Here is a 15963-nt window from a genome sequence, read left to right on the forward strand (position 1 = left end):
ACTTATGAAGCTTTCAATTCACGAAATGGCCGACCACTGTTTGAGCGTCGCCACTTTTTCATGCGTTGCAGATCGCTCTCCTGCTGCTCAGACACAACCGCATGGTCAGGGTCTTTAATATAGTGCTGCCACTGCCTGCTGCTTTGCCGGCTCGTTTCATACAGATCAATCAGGCCATCAAAATTTTTGGTTCGGTTCAGCCAGGCATAGAGTGATAACGCCTCATACCCAGCTGTTAACCCGCAGGGAGACAACTTCTCATTATAAAACGTCGAGCGGTAATAGGAGGCCGCCTTCAGGTATCGGTCACGGGCCTCGGCACTGTGTCCACCATCAAACAGGTCACCCGCTTCCTCCACAAAACTGTCTGCCGCTTCCTTTCCGGCGTAAGCCAGCTGATGCAGGAGTTTCTTGTCTCCCGGGAATGCCTTCTGTAAACGTTTGGATACCTTGACCCATTGATCCATCTGCCGCGTCTTCTGGTAATAACGCTGTACTTCCCGACCAATCTGATAATGGGCTTCCGGCTTTTTCTCAAACTGACTGAAAAGGTTATTCATCAGTCTGTCAGCATCAGGGGATTGATCATCGGCATGGGCCCGAGCCTGCAACATCACCAGAAACCGTTCACTTCCCCCTGCATTCACCAGCTTATCTGCCAGCAGGCGAGCTTTACGGGTCTGCCCAAGAAACAACAGATGCTCAATAACGACAGCATCCAATGAAGCCTGTGAGTGTCTGCTTACAGACTTCAGTGTCTGCAAAACTTCCTGCTGCTGAAACTCATACCCCAGCGCGACATAAACCCGCAGCAGAATATTCAACATAAATACATAGTGTCGGGTATTTCGGGCCCGGGCGGTTTCTGCCTTCAGCTCGGGCAGAATTTCCACCAGCCGCTGTTGATCACTGGAGTGTTGAAAGGTGCTTAAATATTGCCGGTAAAGAGCTGGTGAGTTCCTGGCCACCGGCTTAAGCTTTTGATACACATTTTCAACTACCTCGGCAGATTTTACCTTTTTCAGCTTCAATGCCGCCCAGGTGCTCAGGACCTTCTCATTGGATTCCAACCCCACCTTCTCCAACGCGGAATAAGCACGATGAGCCTGCCCCAACTGACCACACAGCACAGCATAACAGGCGACAATCTCTGGGTTGTTTGGATACTTGCGAATAAGCTCTTTGAGCGACTGTTCCAGATCCCGCAGGGCACAATCCCGCTCCTGACGTTTTGAGGCAGGAATCTTCCCTGCCAGCCCAGCCATATTCAAAACGATACGCCAGTCGTCGGGGTGATCCTGGTGATAACGCTTTAATACCGCACGGGCCGCATCAATAAGATGCAGCTGCTTCTCATAAAAGGAGGCCAGCGCCACAATATAAGCGCGGGAGCCTTGGCGAGGGAATCGGCGAGCCTCCTTTATGACGGTACCCTTGCCGACATTCGCAGAAGGTGCCTGGTGCAGTAAGTCCAGCAGCAAAAGGCGGCCACGGGAAGAGTGGATCAGAGGTTCGAGCCAGTAATAAAGATCCAGAAAGCTCTCACGATCGCCGTTAGCCGCATAAGCCTTAGCCAGAAAATAACCAAACATGGTTCGGTATTGGATGGGTGCCTTGCGCCAGCTGCTGCCTTCCAGAGCATCAATAACGGCTGACCACTCTCCCCGCACCACATAGCCAACCACCTCATGCTGACGCATCGCCAACCGGATACTTTCGCGCTTACGACGATCTACGGACTCTTCTTCAAAGTGATAGAGATATTTATCTGTCTCGGTTTCCAGACAGCTATCTACCAAAGAGTCTTCGGTGACAACATTTGCTGCACACACAGCCTGTACTGTCTGGTGGTAAAAGCCCACTGCCACCTGAGCATCCGCCAGCCCGTGCCAGCGACCATTCATCCATGCCAGATACAGTGGGACACTCTCTGGCTCCTTACGTTCGATCTGCTTATTAAAATCCTTTGCTGACAGCGTCAGCGGCTGCCGCCCAGGGTAAAACACCAGCCCCAACTCATGATGTGTCAGCGTGGAGAATGGCGGTCGATACAGTACCACCAGCTTTTGTCCCAGCATCTGGGATAACAGCATAAACAGTGCCGGAGTTTGGGTCAGTGCATCATCATGGTCTTTTAGCCGCGCCTGCAGATCGTGATAATTTAACCCGCCGTGCTCTTCATCCCCGAACAGTTGAAAGTCCAGAACACTCAACATCTGCTCGCTCTCAAGAAACCCCGACAGCTCATTAAGCACACGCCCCTTTAATGTTTCTGCCGGTAGATAACTATGATCCTGCCGCCCCTCCTGCAGCCCAAGCAGGCGGGAAAGTACATCAAAGACATTGGCATGCAGATTGACATCCGGAGCATCCAGAGAGAGCAGATCCAGTGACGCCAATGCTGCGGTCCAGTCATCAACCGTGTCATCCTCCTGATACTTTAATAACTGCGTATAAAGTTCATTAAGAGATTGCCCATCAATCAACAGCGGCGAGGCGCCCTGCTCTGCAGCCAGACTTTGCTGGGACAAATCAGAGCCATAAAGTGGCTCTTCAGAGTCAGCATGTGATTCATTTTGCGACAGTGTTCCCTCACTGCCATACCCCGGATCAGAGCTACCCTGTGAGAGCTTGCCAGATGTACCGGGAAAGACGGCCAGCACAGCTGGATCATCCGATGTAATGTCATCATCCTGCGAAGACTTCTGATCCTCCGGAGTACTAGCCAGTGGAGAGGTCTCTGCTATCGGCTCAACTCTCTGTTTAGCAGCGCGATAACGCCCCGCCCCATCACTTATCATCACCACTGCCCGGGCAAACGGGTCTTCGCTCAATAGCGGATCACTGTTAGGCCAGAAGGTCTGCACCACCGGCTTGTGGCTGTCAGGATATTTGAACACGTGAATAAAAGGCCGCTGAAACATATTGGCCGCCATGGTCATCCGGTGACTAGAGCTATCGCCATCTATTTCCTGAACCTGCCGAGAACCATCAGCCTCTTTCGGCTGCACATCTTCCATCCACAGAGCTGCCTGAGCAAAAGCCTCTGCCAGCGTTTGCGCCTTCCAGCGCCAACCCGGCTGGCCCAGCCCGTGGGCCATCGCTTCATAAAAGCTGTGGCTACTGTCGCCAGCCCCTATAAACATCAGCTGATGGGCATCAAGGAAGCCCTGAACTCTCTGGTCATAAGTCTCACCATCATCGCCTTGCTCCGGTAATGTGCTCTGAGATAATGTTTTCAGCCCACTCCATTCCGGTTCCAGAAGATTGATGACCGGCTCAGAGACATTCGATGCCAGCCCGGCGTTGTAATGACCATAACCATCATGGAGCATCACCAGCGTCTGTTTGATCGGTGTTTCAGGATCATGACTGTCATCCGGCCAGTAGATTTCCGCCACCGGTCGGGGCTCAGTAGTGGACGGCATAATATGAACGACTGGTCGTTTATAGACCTTTGCCGCCAGTGCCAGGACAGGCTGAACATCGAGCCACTCTTTTTCCTCTAAAAGCAGACCTTCCCCGAGTTCAGCGAGTGCTACCACTTCAGGTAGATCAGGGTCTGTCTCTTTGAGCACCTGATACAACCGATGCAGATCCTGCCGCACTGCGCTGCCCGGTTGGGATAATTGTCTGCCAAGAGCAGAAGCGACACAGTTACCATCGCCCTCAATCAATACCTGCTGGATCTGCCATTGGGATAACAATGCGCTCAGGCGCTGGCGGTACTTGACCAGATTGACGCCCGCCAGATGACCAAAGCGACGCTCGTTCATCGCCTGGCTTAAAACCTGTTCCCGCTCGTTAATCAGCTTGTTAAGCCTGCCTCTATCTTTAAGTGGCAATTCTTGATAAGCCCGGCCTTTAACCTGCTTAAGCTGGTCACGGGATGTCTGCTGGATAATGTCTACCCACTTCTGCCATAGGTCTTCTTCGGAAGATTCAGGCTCCGGTGTAGATCTGGGTCTGCGGGCTTCAAACTCCTGTAGCTCCAGGCGGATCAACTCATCCCTTCTTCGCTCAATCCTCTGATACAAACCATCAACATCCCAGCCTTGATTGGCGAAATGCTTGCTCTGCTTTTTACGGAGCTTTTTCAGCTCTTTAATGGTTTGGCTCTGGGCAATAGCTGTACTCACCTTTTCAGGAAATGGCGGTACGGGCTTATGCTTGGCTTTGGCTTTGGATTTGGGCTTAGATTGGGGTTGGGACTCTGACTTTGATTCTTGTTTAGGCTGAGATTTAGGCTCTGGCCTGGATTCAGGCTGGGATTCTGACTTGGGCTCTAAATGGGGCTTTGATGGCTCGATCTTATTTTTACTGGCACCTGAGCAATGAATGGTGAAACGTTGCCTTGCACAGCGCTCCAATAGGGAATGGTGCATTTTCAGCCAGTTGCACTGATCGGCGCTCAGGTGTTCCTGCTCCTCTTCCATCAGTCTTAGACTTCGGGCTAAGGCCGCTGGTACAAAGTAGGGACTTCGGTTCTGATAATCCCGGAACATTAGTTGCATCTGATGAAAGTGAAACTGAAGCTCGTCGGCCTGATCATCCCCCCAGACCGAGAAGGTCTTACCTCCTGCACTCATTCGCTGATACCAGCTCAGCTTACCCTTTGCTGCAAAGAGATCATCTGCGGGGAGCAGCAAAGCCAGACATAATAGATACGGCAGGCACAGCCAGATAGCAGGCCATAGAATCCTGACAGATTGCTGAATCTGACCGGTGAAGAATAGAAACAAGTGCCGCCCCGTCACTTTAGTTCCAAAGTACTGTCTCGCTCCCACGCTGAGCGTGGGAGCGAGTGCAAAGGGCGGCAAGTATAGAGGCTAAATTTTAGAGCGCTTTTTCAATCATTGCCTTCAGATCGGCTTCCGGATCATGGCTGTGCAGACGCTTGCCATTAACGAAGAAGGTCGGAGTACCGCTTACCCCATAACTACGGGCAAACTGCTGGGATTGCGCCACATAGGCTTTGGCGGCGTCAGAGGTCAGACAGGCTTCAAAAGTCTGCTTGTTCAGACCTAGCTTCTCGGCCAGCTGCACCGGAGATTCCAGAGATAGGTCGGACTGCATGGCATACGCGGCCTTGTTGTATTCCCAGTACTTATCCTGCTGGCGGGCGCAGTAAGCGCCCTCCATCACCTTGACACTGATACCGGAGGCCGGCTGCACCACGTTCAGATCGACATAGTAGAGGCGAACATCATCACCATACTTGTCCATCAGTTTCATGACCGCATCGCTGGATACCTTGCAGTAAGGGCAGCGGTAGTCAGCTACTTCAACAATGGTCAGCTTGGGATTGCTGGCACCCTTGTAAGGGAACGGAGTGAGGTCCATCAGAAAGGTGGGTGATTCTGAAGCAGGGATTTTCACCGTGAAGCCATTCTTTTCTTTGGCTTCATCAATCAGGGCAAGAACACCTTCCTGTGCTTTCATGGCTTCCATACGCTGGCGCAGCTGCTCTTTCACCTGCTCAAATGGCATCCCGATCTGCCCCTGGTACTGCTCGTAAACCGTCTTCACTTCGTCATCAGAGATCGGCTCAACCTTGAACAGCTGCTCACGCACTTCCACTACAGACTTGTTCTGGCTGGCAGCCAGCTTGTCGATATAAATATCCAGTACCGCCTGATCCAGCAGGGAGAGATTCTTTTCCCGGGCTTCCTGCAGGTTATCAAAGTAACGCTGCTGCAACTCGGGCTGCAGATCGCTTAATTGATAATCCTTTCCGCCGTAGCTGAACAGCACATCCTGAGCCAGGGCGGTGCCAGACATCATGATGGCAGCGGACAGTGCGGCAACTGGTTTCAACATAGTGACAGCCTTAATTTCAGTATTGATTTGGTTTTTTCATTGTCAGCCGGCCAGTCTATCCCAACTTGCCGGCAGATGTTTATCGTTTAACGATGCGCCCCGTGACGCAGCTACAGCTTTCTGCGGCGCAGCTGAAGTTTCCTGCGGCGTAAGAGACGCAGAGAGTTCAGGGTCACCAGTGCAGTTGCTCCGGTATCGGCCATAACCGCCAGCATCAACCCGGTAACACCGGTCAGGCTGGTCACCAGGAATACCGCCTTCAGACCAATCGCAAAGAACACATTCTGGCGAACAATGTTCAGCGTGGCCCGGGACAGATCAATCATGCTGGCCAGATCCTGAACCCGTTCATGGGTCAGTGCTGCATCGGCGGTTTCCAGTGCCACATCCGTGCCCTTACCCATGGCGATACCGACATCGGCCATTTTCAGAGCCGGCGCATCATTGATGCCATCCCCCACCATCGCAACGGGAGACTGACGCTGCAGAGCCTGCACCTCAGTCACCTTACCTTCCGGCAGCAGGCCAGCCCGGTAAGCGATTCCCAACTCACCGGCAATGGCGGCAGCTGCACGCTTGTTATCTCCGGTCAGCATAATAGCCTGAACCCCCAGCTGTTCCAGTGCTCGAACCGCATCCCCTGCATCACTGCGCAGGGTATCGCGTATGGCAAGCACACCCAGAAGCTGTCCATCACAGGCCACACCCACAACCGTACAGCCCTGCTCTTCCAGACGGGCAATATGCGTGTTGGCATTCGCATCGATCAGCTCGGCAAGGTGAGCCGGTGAGCCCACACTCACCTCATTGCCATTAACGCGACCACTGACACCGCGACCGACATTGGCCTCCAGATCATCCGCAACAGGGATGGTAATCGCTTGCTGCCCGGCATAGCGGACCACAGCCTGGGCTAAAGGATGCCGGGAACCCTGCTCAACAGCGGCAGCCATAGCCAGCAGATTTTCCGACGAACCATTCAAGGCAACAAGATCAACCACTTCCGGACGACCTTCGGTCAAAGTACCGGTTTTATCAAAGGCTACCTGTCGGACAGCGCCGAGCTGTTCCAGCACAGCTCCGCCTTTAATCAGGATGCCCTGTCGGGCAGCTCGGGCCAGCCCGGAGGTGACCGCCGCCGGTGTGGAAATCACCAATGCACAGGGGCAACCCACCAGCAATAAAGTCAGGCCACGGTATATCCAGGTTTCCCAATCCATTCCCAACAGTAATGGCGGAACAACAATCACCAGCACGGAAAGGGACATTATCAGCGGGGTATACCAGCGGCTGAAACGATCAATAAAGCGCTCAATCGGCGCCTTGCTTTCGTCGGCATCCTCAATCAGTTTGACGATCCGGTCGATAGCATTCTGCCCCGGCTCGGAAACCACCTGCAGACGCACCACACGATCCACACACAGACTGCCGGCCATCACTGTTTCGCCGGCCTGTCGATCAACCGGCACGGATTCACCGGTCAGAGCACTTTCATCAAAGCTGGCCTGCGGGGAAACCAGTTGCCCATCGGCAGCCAGCCGATCTCCCGGCATTACCTCAATGATATCCCCAGGTGTCAGTCGTTCGGCCAGTACACTCTCACGATGTTCCTGACCATCGTCGTTGATATGAATCCGCAAAGCCTTATCCGGCGTTAATGCCATCAGGCTTTCCACCCCTTTACGGGCACGGCTGGCTGCCAGACCTTCAAGCTGTTCACCAATCATAAACAGCAGCAATACCATGGCCGCTTCCAGCGTCTCGCCGAGGAAAAGCGCCCCCAGCGCGGCAACCGTCATCAGGGTTTCGATCCCGAAGGGTGTGCCGGAACGCGCCTGACTCCAGGCTTTACGACCAATAGGGTAAACACCCCATAGGGTGGCCAGTACCAGAGTCAAACGACCAATATCAGGCATAACGGACGACAGCATGGCACCACCGCCAAGCAGAGCACCCAGAATCAGAATCGAGGAATATTTTTTCAGGAAGTGGGGCTCTTCCACTTTAACTGGGCCAGCTTCCAGCTCACTAAGCTGATAGCCAAGCTCTTCGACACAGGCGAACACGCCCGGGATATTGTCTTGATCAGAATGGAAGGCCACCTGGAGACGCATGGTGGCAAAAGAAACTCGGGCCGTTTTCACGCCATGAACCCTGGCCAGAGCCGTTTCTACTTTTTTAATACAGGATGGACAGTCGATACCGGCAATATGCCAGCTATGGGAAGCTTTAGACGTCGATAGCGTTGATACCTCCGACTCCGGATCTCCGTCATCACTGACTGAACAACAGCCTCCACCGTCACTGCTGTGTTCACTGCTGGTCGGGGCAGAATCACAGCTGTTCTCGATAGAAGACATTGCGCCATGAGAGACGTGAGCCCGTGCCGGTGCATGACAGTGGCTGCTGTGGCAGCCTTTGCTTTGACATGAGGAACTCATAGTTCACCTTCTTGAATAAGGCTGACTGGCAGCCTGCGGAAGAGCCGATAGCGGCTCAATAAAACACCAAACACATGAATTTATATTCATATATTAGCAGATCGCATTTGCCAGACAACCGTTTTCGCTGCATCCCTGCGCTGGTTCTTTATGGCAAAGCGAACACACATAGACCATGGCGCAGGTCATAGACTTCACTATCTGCAGCACAGTATTCTGGGTAAAAAAGCTCTGGATGGGCGTAACCCAAATGCCAGCCACACTAACAATTGCCCGCTTTGCTCCAAGGTGTACCCGACCTCTGTTTATCAGCACACTGCTGATACTGGCCGGATGTGCCAGTGAACCTTTTGAAGTCTCCGATCTTGCCAAGAGCGATATCGACCTCGTGGCTGATGCCTATGTGCTGGAGCAGGAAGAGCTGCTGCAAAGCCTGATGATCAAGCTCTACAAACGTAATCCCGGTGAGTTAAGGAAAGCGGAAGGAGAAACTGTCGCATCCCGTATCCGGGAACTGTTTGGTGAAAGCGCCGATAACGCCTTCGCAGAGCTGGGCGAGAAGAGCAGCATAGAAGCCATCACTCTGGCTTTTGATGAGCAGTATCAAAACGACAGAGTCTTTGCATTAATGGCGGGGCTGACCAGCATGATTCGCCGGTCCTGGAATGACCAGAGAGAGTTTTTTATTATGGACTCTCTGGATGAACAGAAGCTTTACGACAGCGCCAGAAATATTGAAGCAACATCCTGGCGCCTGCGCAGCCGTATTCAGGACAATGGCCAGCCTTATCTGCTGGCCCACGGCTCAGGCAAAGACGTGAACTTTGAATTCGCCCGCATCTTCGCCAAGCTCACCGCCCATCAGGATATGATGGCGACTCTGGTTGCCCAGAAACATAACCGCACTATTAACCGGGTGATCCATGGTGTGGCCACCATGGCTTTTGTGCCGATCTAAGGATGCGGCAATAGAGCTGTTAGCCAGCCATCACTTTTCGGAAGGCCAACAGGCTTGCCGTCACGGCCACATTCAGAGATTCCACTCCATTGTTCATCGGAATAGCCAGCATCTTATCGCACAGCTGGCTGACCTCTTTGGACACACCATCAGTCTCATTCCCCAGCACAAAGATATTGGCGCCCTGTGGCAGAGAATCACCAATCTTGTAATCCGCATGGGATGAGAGGCCATAAATATTGCACTGGTTGTCCGGAAGCTCATTTTGAAAATCTTTCAGAGCCTCAGCCAGATTATCACAACGCAGCAGGCGGGCTTTAAACAGCGTACCGGCACTGGCCTTAATCACCAGCGGATCAATCTTGGCATTGCCCTGCTTTGGCAACAAAATGCCATCGATCTCACCGGCACAGGCGGAACGAATGATCATGCCCAGGTTCTGCGGGTTGGTAATACCGTCCAGCGCCAGCAGCTCGAAGTTCTTGCGGGGCGGGTTCGCCAGAAAGTCCTTGTACTCACCATAACCGGCACACACCAGATCCACAGCAACACCCTGATCCTGCTTGCTGTTTTTGGAGATACGGGACAGCGCCTTGCGATCGTGATACAGCACTTCCGCGCCCTTGGCTTCAGCAAGGCTGATAATCTCATCAAGAATCGGCGCCGACTTGTTGGATTCCGCCAGATGTAGACGGTGCACCTTCACGCCTTTTTCCTGCAGCGCTTCCAGTACCGGCTTGCGGCCATAAACAGTCAGCAATTGATCAAAGAAGCGTTTTCTGGCCAGGTATTCGGCGCTGTCAGACTTATTCATAAAGGGGATTCATAAAGACGTGTAACGGTTCCGGAATAAGAGAAGCCGTGCCTTCAGCACGCGATCCGGATTTCAGATAGAACAATGATGGCAATAATACCACGAGATCAGCCGGTTCGTCGCAGCACTTGCCTTTGGAATTAATGCTCGCGGATATGAACAATCAAATCCTGCAATACATGGCGAATATGATCATCATCCAATTCATAGAACATCTGCCGCCCTTTGCGGGTCGAACGCAGAATGCGCATCTCCCGCAAGGCCCGCAGATGGTGACTTGTGAGAGACTGTGACAGCCCGGCCAGTTCTGCCAGGCAACACACGGCTCTTGGCTCTTCCATACAGGCAACAACCATCCGCAGCCGCCCTTCATCCCCAAGTACCTTGAAGATTTTGGACAGCGCGGTCATTTCCTGATCATTCACGGCCAGCCCGGAGTCGGACTGGTCGTTGCAACATTCCGTCGTGGATTTATCCATAGCTTCTGCTGTTTTCGGCTTCAGGGTTTATGCTCCCGGGCAAGATATTCATGGGACTGCATTTCCTGAACACGGCTCAGGGTACGCTGGAATTCAAATTCCAGTTTGCCTTCGGTATAGAGCTCAAGATACGGAACCGCACCGGACATAATGAGTTTAACGCCCCGATCATAAAACTCATCCACCATGTTGATGAATCGACGAGCCTGATCATCCGTTGCGCGGCCCATCTGGGGCACATCAGATACCAGAACAGTATGAAACTCTTTCGCCAGTTCAATGTAGTCATTCTGGCTGCGTGGGCCGTCGCACAAGGCCTCAAAGGTAAACCAGATAATATCTTCACAGACCTTCCGGTAAGCAATCGGTCGCCCTTCAACAATCAGCTCATCCTGCTCACGAATCTGCTTTTTATCGGTTGCCAGCGCCTGAAAGTTCTTATCCATGGCCTGGGTTGCCTCATCACCCAGCGGATGATGATAGAGCTCCGCCTGTTCCAATACTCGAAGACGGTAATCGATGCCGCTATCGACATTAACCACATCAAGATATTTATTCAGCAGGGCAATCGCTGGCAGGAACTTGTCCCGCTGCAGGCCATCTTTATACAAACCATCCGGAACAATATTACTGGTCGCTACCAGACTGACGCCGTTCTTGAACAGCTCATCCAACAGCTTGGCGAGGATCATGGCATCGGTAATATCAGAGACAAAGAATTCATCAAAGCAGATCACCCGAGCTTCTTTCGCTAACCGCTGAGCAACAATCACCAACGGATTTTTCTGACCATCTAACGTACGCAGCTCTTCATGCACACGCTTCATAAAGCGGTGGAAGTGGGTGCGCATCTTGTTCTCAAAGGGCAGACAATCGTAGAAGGTATCTACCAGCCAGGTTTTACCCCGGCCTACCCCGCCCCAGAAATACAGTCCCTGACAGGGTTCCTTGTCTTTCTTTCCGAACGAGAACAACTCTTTCAGTCCGCCCTTTTTCTGATCGGCGGCAATCAGGTCATCATACAGGCGCTGCAAATGACGAACCGCCTCTTCCTGAGCCAGGTCGTGGGTAAAACCGTGTTCTTTTAGATTTTTCTGGTATAGCTCAGCGGGTGTCATACTGTTTTTCTTTCAACGAGCCAGTCTCCGGGGTGCACACTTTACCCTGAACTGTGTTGTCACTCTACTGCCAGCGGGACTCAAGTGCCGTTACTCATGCTTTTCGATAGAACGCAACTATTGATTTGGTACAACATTTAGTAACGGGGAAGACCTATACACTCACAGAAAAAGGTTATAAGTTAGTGCCATTGGAATGATTGGATGATGACTGAGGCTGGACTGTGGAGATAACAAACCTGCTCTGGACTGTCGGTGGACTCGCCTTTTTTACCGGGCTGGTCGTGGGGATAGTTCTGTATTATTTCCTTGCAGGCGGGCGTGCAGGAGGCTCCAGCCGAACCCGTATTGCAGAACTGGAAGCGGAACTGAAAGACTACCAGAATAAGGTCGCTGATCACTTCAGCACCAGTGCCCATCTGGTCAACCGTCTGACCGAAACCTACCGGGATGTCCATGAGCATCTGGCCACCAGTGCCAATGAACTGTGCACCGACGAACTGACCCGCCATCGCCTGAACGATGCTCTGCTCAGCTCCCAGGCCCTGACCCGCAATGCCAATAGCGCACTGACCGAACAACCAAAAGACTACGCCCCGAAAAAGGTGAGCGACGAAGGTACTCTGTCTGAGAACTTCCGGGTTGCGGACAATCAGCAGGATTCCGATAAGGATTCGGCGGCTTAATTATTTCAAGCGCATTAGAGAAAGGCAGCCTTTAACAAGCTGCCTTTTTTATTTCCGAACAAACAATCTATATCCTATATTTCCATTCAAGAAGCCATTCCAATCAGAGAGTAGCCCTACCCTACATAAACCCAATTTTTACACTTTCGTGAATAACGTGAAAGATCAACTATCCTCTGCCTACCAAATGGCGATATATCTGCACACTCAGTCGGCCATACCACACTCAAATGGTGTCCCAAATTTTGCGCAAACTGCTACCAGCTGGATTTTTACTATTGCTTTTTTCAAATATTTCTTTAGCTTCAAACGACACAACATGGATTGAGATAAACGGTCAAACTTATGGTGCAAAGCCAAACTCACAAGGTCCTATCGGTGGAGGTAGTGGGTATACACAAACCATCACTGAAGGAGACTACTACGTAGAAGACTTGGACTCTCTATTGGATGCACTATCCAAAGCAACCCATGGCGAAATTGTTTTCATTCCAGATGAAATAGAAATTGATCTAACGACTCGTGTTTATATCGAACAGCTCTCTCTTCATATACCCGAAGGCGTCACATTAGCTGGCAATAGAGGAAATGGTAATTCAAAAGGGGCTATGCTTTTCAGCGATGCACTTAAAACACCAGTACTTATAAGCGCTGATGGTCCTAATGTACGCATTACCGGGCTAAGAATAAAAGGGCCGAATGCCAAACGATATCTAGACCATCACCGCAGATCATTTGGCAATAACGGTGACGGCCACAATTATTACTACCAATTTCCAACATCCGCTGGAATAGTCACACAACACAACAATCTAGAAGTTGATAATTGTGAAATATCTGCATTTTCACACGGAAGCACTTATTTAATCAGTGGCCAGGATCATCACATCCACCACAATTTCATTCATCATTGTCAATATGATGGTCTGGGATATGGTGTTGTTCATGGGACAGCTAAATCATTGATAGAATATAACCTTTTCAATTGGAACCGTCATTCAATAGCCGGAACGGGCTTACCTGGCGACAGTTATATAGCAAGAAACAATGTTGAACTTGGTGTCTCATTAAGCCACTGTTTTGATATGCACGGTGGCCATGCACGTAAGGATGGAACCAATACCGCTGGCACACGTATTGAGATTTACAACAATACATTTTCTGCGTTGGAGACACCTATATATATTGGTGGAGAGCCTGAAGAAAGCTGTATGATCTCTAATAACTGGTTCCAACAACACTCTGGGCCCGAACAGGCAGTCAAAGCCTTCTCAAAAACCACAATAAAAGACAACGCTTATGGGATTAGTCCAGCAGATTCGCTATGAGTAAAGCATCAAGGTAGTTATCACAACCAATTCAAACTCGTAAAACTTAAAAAATCGGATTAGTTTTACACCGCCACTCATTCATAAAAACAAACAATAAGAATTTCTAATATTTTCTTTAGACAGCAAGAACGTTTTCTATCATCAACTTAAATTCAACCTTCCCCAACGATAGTCGAATCTTATCGCCATATAGATACGCCCATGAGATTGGTCATATCCTGCGAATATGCATCGAATGAAAAACATGGAAAAATCACACAAAAACTACAAAAAAAACAAAGACACCGACCAAAAAATAAAACACACCCATCATAGAACACGTACAAACATAATATTCCTACCTATCACTACCAGCCAATTATTGGCATAATTTTTCAATAGAGTGATTACCGGAATTCACCACGCACAGATTACAGCCTGTGCATGATCGGTGCGGTAGCTTTCTCAAAAAAAGTGCTCCGATGCTGTTGACCAAAAACAATAATCAAAAAATAAAAATATAACACCTAAAGAAAAAATAAATTTATAAACTGTCACTTCAGGAATTAGCATGCATAAAGCAACAAAAAAAATATTAGCACTAGCTTTCATCCTAATACTAACAGGCTGCGCATCAAAATCATCTTCTCTAAAAAAATTCTCAAAAGAAAAAGATGGCATTGTTGTATTATCCATATCCGTCAATTCAGACATCGACTTAACACCGGATTTTCTTCGAGTTGCCACACCTAAAGATGTAAAAAGATCTTTAAACTCCATCATCTATAGAACCAATGAAGAAACCTCACACCATTCCGGGCTTTTCGTAGGAAGCCTTCCAGAAGGAAAATACTATATAACCCAGATTAAAGGCTTAAGCGGGAGTTTTCGCATTCACCCTAAAAATGATTCATTACATTTTGAAATACGGGCAGGGGAAGTCTCTGACCTAGGAAGAGTACTTATCAGCAAGTTAGAAGACGAAACCTATCGAATATCAAGAAGCACGACAGTAAATAACAACAAAAACTTAATGGCATCCAATCTCGGAGAATATAAAAAGACCATAACCTCACTACCTGTCAGCAACAAAGAAACCACCCAACTGGATCTTGAGTCCGAAAAAACAGCCCTTAATGGCATCAAGCACATTACAAACATAACCGAAGGAAAGAACGGAGAGTTATTTGCAACATCAAGAATGGGTGAAATACTAACACTTACCAAAAATAACAAATGGGAAAGAGTTTCCATCTCACCAAATCTTGCATCAATAACCTCTCTCTCAGAATATAATGATAACCAATTCATCATCAGTGATGATCTAGGATTTATTTATCTTGTCAAAAAACAAGATGGTACACATAAAGAAGTCGATCGGGGAAATTTACCCGGAGGAAAGATATACTTCTTGAGTCATTCCCCGAATAAAGACAAGTGGTTCATTGGCCTACGACATGATGGAGAAGGCATACTTTACACAGCAGATCGCCTTAACAATGCCGACTGGGAAGAAGTAAGAAAAGACCGATTTGACAATGATGGATTCTCCGGAATTTCTTATAAAATATGGGCATGGAATTACAACGGTGGCTTTGCGTACTTGCCTAAAGATTCCGATTCTGTTTTTTGCTACCGCTATGACAACAACGAGTGGAAGAAAAACGCCTTACCAAAAAGTAGCTACATAAATGATATCAGTCATTTTGATCAATCTTCTTCATTTGGCATTCTTGAAGGTGTCATGAATCACACCCTCTATGTCACAAAAAACTGCGGTAAAACATGGACGCTAGTTCCATCCGAAAGTCTACCAAACAGAACCCCTCCACTCCTTACCCCAGACGGTGAAATATACCTATCAGGAGGTATTCCTGATAATGGCGTTTATACCTCTACCGACTTCGGTGGCACTTGGTCTAAAGCTTCTAAGCAGCCAGCAATCACAAAAAAAGTTTGGGGAACAAAAAACAATGGATTATTCGGGAAAAATGATCAAGGTCGTGTAAGAGTATCTACTGACAACGGGAAAAACTGGAAATTAACCAGATAAACAATCTCTAAAAATAGGAATCTCAGGTTGCAGGATATTTTTTCTTAGCAACCTGTCCTCTATTTAAAAACCCATTCAAACAGAAGAAAAAACCACTACATCCTAAACCACTAATACAAAATTCAAAAATGAAAACAATAAAATTATTATTAGGCATCGCGGATTCATAAACCAAGTGCGACAGGTAAGAGGTAAGCTGCGATATTGATGACTTTCGCTCGGCCGGAGTGAAGAACCATGCAATATCATCAGCTTACCTCCGAAGAAAGGTTTATGTTTTCTTT

10 protein-coding genes are annotated in these 15963 nt (G+C 49.4%); 4 read left to right on the forward strand and 6 right to left on the reverse strand.

Annotation, left to right across the window (positions count from 1 at the left end; translation table 11 throughout):
• Positions 1 to 2: 2 nt before the first annotated feature.
• From EHSB41UT_RS22010 to EHSB41UT_RS22020, 3 genes are all read right to left on the reverse strand, one after another.
• Entirely contained in the window at positions 3 to 4589 is a 4587-nt protein-coding gene (locus EHSB41UT_RS22010) for an OTU domain-containing protein (protein WP_133060618.1), read from the reverse strand.
• Between the two features lie 247 nt (positions 4590 to 4836).
• Positions 4837 to 5820, reverse strand: coding sequence for a DsbA family protein (locus EHSB41UT_RS22015; protein ID WP_087113012.1), 984 nt, complete (start codon positions 5818 to 5820; stop codon positions 4837 to 4839).
• 110 nt (positions 5821 to 5930) lie between these two features.
• The gene (locus tag EHSB41UT_RS22020; RefSeq protein ID WP_087113013.1) at positions 5931 to 8261 is read right to left on the reverse strand and encodes a zinc/cadmium/mercury/lead-transporting ATPase; all 2331 of its coding nucleotides are present in this window, start codon (positions 8259 to 8261) and stop codon (positions 5931 to 5933) included.
• Positions 8262 to 8436: 175 nt separating this feature from the next.
• Between EHSB41UT_RS22020 and EHSB41UT_RS22025 the strand changes: the two genes are divergently transcribed.
• The gene (locus EHSB41UT_RS22025) at positions 8437 to 9219 is read left to right on the forward strand and encodes a hypothetical protein (protein WP_207626727.1); all 783 of its coding nucleotides are present in this window, start codon (positions 8437 to 8439) and stop codon (positions 9217 to 9219) included.
• Between the two features lie 19 nt (positions 9220 to 9238).
• Here the strand turns inward: EHSB41UT_RS22025 and EHSB41UT_RS22030 are convergent, their stop codons facing one another.
• The 3 genes from EHSB41UT_RS22030 to zapE form a co-directional block, all read right to left on the reverse strand.
• On the reverse strand, positions 9239 to 10033 hold the full coding sequence (locus EHSB41UT_RS22030; protein ID WP_087113015.1) for a TrmH family RNA methyltransferase: 795 nt from the start codon (positions 10031 to 10033) through the stop codon (positions 9239 to 9241).
• A 140-nt stretch (positions 10034 to 10173) separates the two neighbouring features.
• Complete coding sequence (locus tag EHSB41UT_RS22035) at positions 10174 to 10512, reverse strand: ArsR/SmtB family transcription factor (protein WP_087113016.1); 339 nt, start codon at positions 10510 to 10512, stop codon at positions 10174 to 10176.
• Positions 10513 to 10532: 20 nt separating this feature from the next.
• A complete protein-coding gene (gene zapE / locus EHSB41UT_RS22040; protein ID WP_087113017.1) occupies positions 10533 to 11630 on the reverse strand; it encodes a cell division protein ZapE in 1098 nt (365 codons plus the stop codon).
• 224 nt (positions 11631 to 11854) lie between these two features.
• Between zapE and EHSB41UT_RS22045 the strand changes: the two genes are divergently transcribed.
• From EHSB41UT_RS22045 to EHSB41UT_RS22055, 3 genes are all read left to right on the forward strand, one after another.
• Positions 11855 to 12316, forward strand: coding sequence for a Z-ring associated ZapG family protein (locus tag EHSB41UT_RS22045; RefSeq protein WP_087113018.1), 462 nt, complete (start codon positions 11855 to 11857; stop codon positions 12314 to 12316).
• A gap of 245 nt (positions 12317 to 12561) precedes the next feature.
• On the forward strand, positions 12562 to 13644 hold the full coding sequence (locus EHSB41UT_RS22050) for a hypothetical protein (RefSeq protein WP_133060619.1): 1083 nt from the start codon (positions 12562 to 12564) through the stop codon (positions 13642 to 13644).
• 553 nt (positions 13645 to 14197) lie between these two features.
• Complete coding sequence (locus tag EHSB41UT_RS22055) at positions 14198 to 15679, forward strand: WD40/YVTN/BNR-like repeat-containing protein (RefSeq protein ID WP_087113020.1); 1482 nt, start codon at positions 14198 to 14200, stop codon at positions 15677 to 15679.
• The last annotated feature ends 284 nt before the right edge of the window (positions 15680 to 15963 follow it).

The sequence above is a fragment of the Parendozoicomonas haliclonae genome (assembly GCF_900174585.1).
Classification (GTDB): Bacteria; Pseudomonadota; Gammaproteobacteria; order Pseudomonadales; family Endozoicomonadaceae; genus Sansalvadorimonas; species Sansalvadorimonas haliclonae.